At 33.3% G+C, this 2,050-nt stretch carries 3 protein-coding genes; 2 read left to right on the top strand and 1 reads right to left on the bottom strand.

Features of this window, described 5'->3' with window-relative positions:
* Window positions 1-216: 216 nt before the first annotated feature.
* On the top strand, window positions 217-663 hold the full coding sequence (locus LMU01S_RS10730) for a YqxI family protein (RefSeq protein WP_202812921.1): 447 nt from the start codon (window positions 217-219) through the stop codon (window positions 661-663).
* A gap of 38 nt (window positions 664-701) precedes the next feature.
* The gene (locus LMU01S_RS09890) at window positions 702-995 is read left to right on the top strand and encodes a hypothetical protein (RefSeq protein WP_156470417.1); all 294 of its coding nucleotides are present in this window, start codon (window positions 702-704) and stop codon (window positions 993-995) included.
* 64 nt (window positions 996-1,059) lie between these two features.
* Here the strand turns inward: LMU01S_RS09890 and LMU01S_RS09885 are convergent, their stop codons facing one another.
* Entirely contained in the window at window positions 1,060-1,893 is an 834-nt protein-coding gene (locus tag LMU01S_RS09885) for a replication initiation protein (RefSeq protein ID WP_056958558.1), read from the bottom strand.
* Window positions 1,894-2,050 lie beyond the last annotated feature (157 nt).

Here is a 2,050-nt window from a genome sequence, read left to right as displayed (position 1 = left end):
ATAAAAAGTGAAATCAAAAATATTTTGTCGATCAATATTGATCGACAAACAAACTATATCGAGACTAGGGTTCGATATAGTTTTATAGTCAACTACCCCTCACTAAAGTGAGGGGTAGTTGACTAACAAAAAATAGCTAGCTCACAATATATCTCTCGTGCTATAATGAAAGCGGGTACAACAATATGTTTATACGTACCAGAAAGGAGCACTACAATGAACTCTAAGAAATTATTAGTCTCAAGTTTACTAACACTATTACTAGTTCCTATTGCATCTCCAACTGTACAAACTATCAAGGCATCAACCGAAGTGGCAACAGAAATCACTGCTCCTGTAAAAGAAAGTGATTACACTTACTTAAAGGAACAGCGTAGTATTTGGACCAAAATTGCGAAAGCAGCTCTTAGAAAAGCAATTCAAAGCAGAGGAGCCATAGTAAATGCGGTTAGAGCATCTGCAGGAAATACTGTGGCTAAGCAGGTAGATAAATATTACGGAGCAATAGTCAATGCTCTAAAACCATTACTAAAATGGAGTGAAGTACCAGCGGACGCAGTCAAAGATGCGGTATACCGAGAACTGGTCAAAAATGGAGTTTCAGCATCACAAGCATCCAAAATAGCGTTCCATGTTAAGGAGGCTCTCAGCTGGTTCATATGAATATAAATGACTATATACTCTCTAAGGTAGAGAATCACATGCTCTTAGAAGCTTCAATCATTGACTTAGCAACATTTCTTGGTCACTCAGTTCAAAAACCAATTTCTTCACATGTTTTTTGTCTAGAATTAGGGTTAACGATTGAAGATCACGATAAAATAATGGGGCGATTAAGTTTTCTTTCCGACAAAGCATCATTAAACATCAATGATGTTAGAAAAGAATTATCAAAAATTGTCCCTGAAATAACAAACTTTTCAGATGATGTCTTTAATGGTATGCTCAGGATTTTTCTAAAGCAATTTGATATTTCCTTAGATTTAACTGAATAACTCACCAAAAACAGCACTTATTCTTTAAGTGCTGTTTTGGTGAGTTATGTTTTAAGATTTGACATTATATTTTTTGTGATACCTTGTTTTCCTGTGGTACACCGTCTATTATAACAGTATTCATATCCAAATTAGTTTGGACAGAATGTATATCTAATTTATATCCTGTTACATTTCGTCCATGTTTAAAGGTTGTTAGATTAAAAAGTGTTTTAGGATATAATTGTCCTAGTTCTTTTAACGCTTTATTGATAACATCTCTCTTGAAAACACCTGCTGACCAGTGCTTGGGAATACCGTTATCATCACTTCCTAAAAACCAAGCTTCCCATTCCTCTAATGATCCTTGTATAGTTGCATTTGTTAGTTTTCCTAAAGAGTTTGCATTCCATAACTTCATTAAGGTCAATGTATATTTTGAATGTACTCTTGATAGCTCAGAAAGTTTAAATGAATAGAAATGAGACTTTAGTTGGAATACATACGGCTCTATATCTCGACTAAATCTAAACTCAAATTTTCCATCTTCAATTATTTTTACATGATCAAAAAGATGTGTCATTAAAATGCCTTTGCGACCATCTTTTTCAATAGTTCTCATGTAAATAGATGTTTTTAAATCCAATGCCCTTAAAGCATTGGCAATTCTTTTATAACTATCACCTGAAGCAGTTAACCCAAAATGATGTATGACATCAATTAAATTAGCTTGATAAATTTTATTTTGATAATCATCCTGTTGTACGTAGCTAAAGCAGTAGTCTAAAACCTTATGCTGAAAAGCAGTAAGGTTGCCAAAGGCTTTTGCTAAATCATTGGCTTGTGTAACTAAATAGTCTTGTCTACTTAATAAGCTATCTAATGCTAAATTTACTTTTTTGTTCTGTATTACTGCCATTTGAACACTCCTATAAATTAGTGATAATAATTAATGTGGTTATTATATCACATTTAGAAATCAATCTCATACATGACGTGGAAAAATCTCATACATGACGTGGAAAAATCTCATACATGACGTGGAAAAATCTCATACATGACGTGGAAAAATCTCA

The organism is Ligilactobacillus murinus DSM 20452 = NBRC 14221 (assembly GCF_001591685.1).
Taxonomy (GTDB): domain Bacteria; phylum Bacillota; class Bacilli; order Lactobacillales; family Lactobacillaceae; genus Ligilactobacillus; species Ligilactobacillus murinus.
Note: the sequence above shows the minus strand (reverse complement) of the source record. Positions and strands in the feature narration are given on the sequence as shown.